Genomic DNA, 4,019 nt, shown 5'->3' on the forward strand with positions numbered 1-4,019 from the left:
ATTTCTCTCTAAAGAATTTCGTAAATGCTGATTCTACATTTACTAGAGAGGCAAGTAGGGCCTGTGAATTAGCTTCTTTTAACCATTCGTTAGAAGGTTTTACTTCATGGACTAAAATGTGCTGTAAATCAAACCTTGATATTGATTTCTTGGTTTGTTCATAAGTTTTTATTTTCTGTTCTAAAGCCCAGTTATAGACAAATCTACACGCGCCAAAATGAATTTTTATCATTTCCTTTTGTTTTTGGTTAGGGTATATTCGGTATTTGTAGGCTTTTAACATACTATAGATTATATGTTTTAAATAGATATAGAGGTTTTGTTAAACTTACTATAATGAAGTTGACGGCTTTCATCCCCCACCTGTCGGACTTCGCCCTCCGAGGAAGGGGACTTCCCGCCTTAGAGTTAAATATAATAAAAGTTGATTGGATATAACATTAAGTCTTTTCGGATTTTTTCCTCTGCACGGCGCTTTTTGCTATCTTCAAGTTTTCACTCTATCGGAACATATCTTGCGCAAACAAATCCTTCTTTATATGGGACTGTTATAGTGAGCATTCCCTTATTGTTCACTGCAATAGCTTTTTCCGGGTCTACAGGCCCGTCCAGAAAAAAAGATCCCAGGTATTCAACAGTTTCACTGTAGGCTTTAAGGTAAAAACTGTTTTCATGCATTACAAGAGTTATATGCTCGTCCATGACGTCCGGAAGTTCAAGCTCTATAGTAAGGCTTTCATGTGTATCATCGTGATACATGGCAATAATCGGGGTTTTTATTATCTTGGGTACAGGATTTTCCATTCAAATTCCCCCTCCTTGAAAAATTATGCAACCTAACAGTATCAAGTATCTGCTTACTCAATCTTTACGTCCACTGAATTTTCAAAAGGCTGCTGATAAGGCACAGTGACTTTCAGTACTCCGTTTGAATAGTTTGCAGTAGCTTTTTCCGGGCTTATAAGGCAGCATACGTCATAGCTGTCCACATATTATACAGCCCCTTTTTGGTGGCTTTTACTTAAAAACCGTCATCTATAACCTTTTAAGAACGATTTTTCCTTTTCTATCCCTAGAAGAACCCCTTCCATCTTCAAATTTTCATAAAACCTCAGCAGGAAACTCCGGAGTCTTTAGCTCAGGGGTAGTTGATGTATCGTCTGGATATGCACAAATAACGGGTGATAATCTCAAAATATCAGCCATAATGTTCCCCCAAATAAAATCACCAATTTAGATATTTATATGTATCTTATCTATTTATTTCACTATACTCAGAATCGGATAAAGGAAAAAAGCTCTTCTTTCTGGAAATACTGCTTTTATAATCTCTTTTTATAATATTTTAGCTTATATCCTAAATACGTCTCATGCTTCTTTTTGTCTGAAAAGCAATTTATGTAAGCAACTCCTTTTTGTATGGGGGTTAAATGAGAGAGTTTTCCAGGCCGAAGGTTGTTGTCAGCAGATGCCTTGAATTCGACCACTGCCGATATAACGGAGATATGATTAGTAGTCCTGTAGTGGCAAAACTTAAGGAATACGTTGATTTCCTGCCTGTCTGTGCAGAAGTAGAGATCGGGCTTGGAGTTCCAAGAACCCCTGTGAGAATAGTCCTTGACAGAGGAGAACACAGGCTTGTTCAACCCTCGAGCGGGAAGGATGTCACCGAAGATATGATTACTTTCTGTACTCGTTTCCTTGACTCTATAGAAGATGTGGACGGCTTCATCCTGAAGTTCAGGTCTCCCTCCTGCGGGCTCAAGGACGTAAAGGTTTATCCGGCTGTTGAGGGAAAAGGGGCAGTTGGGAAAACTTCAGGGTACTTAGGGGGTGCAGTTCTGAAAAGGTACCCTTTCCTCCCTATTGAGGATGAAGGCAGACTCCGGAATGCCCGGATTAAAGAGCATTTCCTGGCCAAACTCTTTACATTTGCAGCTTTTCGAGAAGTAAAGGTTAAAGGTAGTATGAAGGATCTGATAAGTTTCCACACAGAGAATAAACTTCTTCTTATGGCTTATAGTCAGGCCGAGCTCCGTAAATTAGGGGCGATTACCGCAAACAGAGAAGGCAAGCCCTTCAAAGAGCTGGCTTCCGATTATGAGGCGCACCTGTACAATGCTCTCTCCAGTGCTCCCAGATATACCTCAACCATCAATGTGTTAATGCATGCATTCGGGTATTTTTCAGATAAACTTTCGAGCCGTGAGAAGGCCCTGTTTTTAGACTGGGTCCAAAAGTACAGGGGAGGAAAGGTCTCCATTTGTCCTGCAATAAATATAATCAGGGCATGGGTCGCACGATTTGATAACGACTATCTTATGCATCAGACCTTTTTCGAACCATATCCTGAAGATCTGATGGAACTGAATCCGATAGAGTCTCACTTAAGAGAGGATCTCTGGAAATTTAATTAATGCGTTTCCGGATGGGCGTTAATTATGAAAGCTAGAACTAAACTGATTTTTCTTTTCTTACTCGTTTATATGGCCGGGGTTCTTTTCTTCTGGCCTTTTTCTGAGGTATCCGGAGATTCTGGCAACAAAGGACTACAGAAGAACCTGCCGGGAGCAGAGAATAAGAATCTTGAACCTTCCAGTAGCCTGGTCGCGGAAGAATCCGTAGCACCAGGGAAATCGTCCAGAACTTACTCCTGGAATTATGAAGGCTACAAATGGTACCTTACTTTACTGCTTGACGATAAGCTTTATGACACGTATGAATCAAGGACACGCAAAAGGGAATATGACCTTTTTGCTTCTGACCCATATGATGACTGGCTAATTAAAAATATTGCAGATACTCTTTTATCCCTTTCAAAGGAGTACGGGCTTGAAGAAAACAAGGTGCCGGGTCTTTGTGTTTCTTTTATCCAATCCCTTAACTACACATCAGACGTAGCAAGTTCCGGATATGACCAGTACCCCCGTTTTCCTTATGAGACCCTCTATGATAACGGTGGAGACTGTGAGGATACCTCCATTCTTTCCGTAGCAATCCTGCAGGAGATGGGCTACGATGTAGTCCTCCTCGAACTCCCGGAGCACATGGCTCTCGGAATAAAGTGTGACCCTGAAACAAAAGGCAGGAGTTTCGAATATCAAAACAATCACTACTACTATCTGGAAACTACGGGAAGCAACTGGCAGATAGGGGAGATGCCTGATGAGTATAAAGATGAGTCCGTCCAGGTCATCCCTGTGTACCGAAGACCTCTTGTCAATCTTGATTTCAATGCCCAGTGTGAGTACTCGCAAAAAGAAGGGGTGGTGGACGTTAACGTTACTCTGAGAAATGTGGGTTCCGAAATAGCTGAAGATACCACCATTTATGTTTCCCTTCAGGCTGATGATGAAATCAGGGCCTGGGACCAGATAGAAAGCGATCCTGTAAATGTGGAGCCGGAAGAATCTTACCAGTTTGTTGCAAAAGGGCTCAGAGTTCCCGGAGGCAAGACTTTCAGAGTGTATGTGCGGGCTGTCGGGGAAAACCTGTTCTCTGAAGAGATAATGAGTGAGTGGGTAAGTATCTGATAGAAAAGCCAGTCTTGATTCATAGACTACGTTTAAAGCCGAAATTTCGGTGAACTTCGACATACTCAGAAAAATGGAGAGTCACTTATAAATCTTATATAAACAATTCCTTATATCAGGGGGACTCAAATGAAACCCGGTATAATTAGATGATTGAATATTTTTCAGGTAACTTAGAGTGTTTTCCTGGAGTAGAGGTAATCATATGAAGAAACTGTACAGGTCAAAGAAGAACAGGATCATTGCCGGAGTATGTGGGGGCATAGGTGAATACCTTGATGTGGACCCTACGCTCATAAGGCTTTTATGGGCGCTCTTTTCTCTGAATGGAGCTGGAATAGTTGGTTATATTATAGCCTGGATTATAATTCCTGAAGAGCCTTAAAATTTAGAAACTTTCAGATTCCTGAAGTTTCTCTTCTTTTCTAAATAAACTTGCAATATTATTGTTCTTCTTTTTCTCTTCTTTTTATTATTATTATTATT

Annotated in this window: 6 protein-coding genes; 3 read left to right on the top strand and 3 right to left on the bottom strand. The window is 40.8% G+C overall.

Annotation, left to right across the window (positions count from 1 at the left end; genetic code table 11):
• The 3 genes from EO93_RS16145 to EO93_RS18360 all read right to left on the bottom strand — a co-directional run.
• Positions 1-283: helix-turn-helix domain-containing protein (locus EO93_RS16145; protein WP_156161363.1), on the bottom strand; the 283-nt coding region annotated here is incomplete at its 3' end.
• A 212-nt stretch (positions 284-495) separates the two neighbouring features.
• Positions 496-804, bottom strand: coding sequence for an Hsp20/alpha crystallin family protein (locus EO93_RS16150; RefSeq protein WP_048163641.1), 309 nt, complete (start codon positions 802-804; stop codon positions 496-498).
• A gap of 53 nt (positions 805-857) precedes the next feature.
• Positions 858-989 (bottom strand): Hsp20/alpha crystallin family protein, encoded by a 132-nt coding sequence (locus EO93_RS18360; protein ID WP_235283351.1) that lies wholly within the window; start codon positions 987-989, stop codon positions 858-860.
• A gap of 441 nt (positions 990-1,430) precedes the next feature.
• Here EO93_RS18360 and EO93_RS16160 point away from each other — a divergent pair, with 441 nt between their 5' ends.
• From EO93_RS16160 to EO93_RS16170, 3 genes are all read left to right on the top strand, one after another.
• Positions 1,431-2,417, top strand: a complete 987-nt coding sequence (locus EO93_RS16160; protein WP_048163642.1) for a DUF523 and DUF1722 domain-containing protein — start codon at positions 1,431-1,433, stop codon at positions 2,415-2,417.
• A gap of 24 nt (positions 2,418-2,441) precedes the next feature.
• Entirely contained in the window at positions 2,442-3,533 is a 1,092-nt protein-coding gene (locus tag EO93_RS16165) for a hypothetical protein (protein WP_048163644.1), read from the top strand.
• 205 nt (positions 3,534-3,738) lie between these two features.
• Entirely contained in the window at positions 3,739-3,918 is a 180-nt protein-coding gene (locus EO93_RS16170) for a PspC domain-containing protein (protein ID WP_048136040.1), read from the top strand.
• Positions 3,919-4,019: the final 101 nt, after the last annotated feature.

The organism is Methanosarcina sp. 1.H.A.2.2 (assembly GCF_000979975.1).
In the GTDB taxonomy this organism is placed as follows: Archaea; Halobacteriota; Methanosarcinia; order Methanosarcinales; family Methanosarcinaceae; genus Methanosarcina.